This is a genomic window from Streptomyces doebereineriae, assembly GCF_031845645.1.
Classification (GTDB): Bacteria; Actinomycetota; Actinomycetes; order Streptomycetales; family Streptomycetaceae; genus Streptomyces; species Streptomyces canus.
Genome location: NZ_JAVREZ010000177.1, coordinates 1 through 476 on the forward strand (window position 1 = coordinate 1; position 476 = coordinate 476).

General features: G+C 68.3%; 1 protein-coding gene. It reads right to left on the bottom strand.

From position 1 onward, the window contains the following. Positions 1 to 82 precede the first annotated feature (82 nt). Positions 83 to 476, bottom strand: a 394-nt coding sequence (locus RNB18_RS51325; RefSeq protein WP_311720969.1) for a phage tail protein, incomplete at its 5' end; no start/stop codon positions are given.

Here is a 476-nt window from a genome sequence, read left to right on the forward strand (position 1 = left end):
GCTCGCACGGAGAGAGAGCGGCATGGCGTTCCTCCTTCCTGGTCTGCGGGAGCGATGACGGTGACAGCGATGTGACGGTGCATCAGGAGGGCTCCAGGCCCTCGTGCGCGATCTCCAGCGTCTCGATGGCCGCCTGGGAGTTGGCGGGATCGAAGGACGGGCCCTGCCAGCGCACGGGGACGATCCCCTGCACCTGCCAGCTGATGATCCGGCTGAGGTCCGGCCGCAGGGCGACGATCTCGCCGTCCTTGGGCTCGACCCGCTGGATCGTCTCGTTCAGCCAGCGCGCGATCTTCATCGTGTCGGCGGTGACCGGGCGGGTCAGCGTGATGTTGGTCCAGGTGATGCGCCCCGGCAGCTGCCAGGTGAAGCCGTTGTTGCCGCCCTCGGCGTACGTCTCCATCTCCACCTCGGCGCCCAGACCCGAGCAGGTGTGGAAGGCCCCCAGGTCGCTGCCGCCGATCACGAGCTTGAAG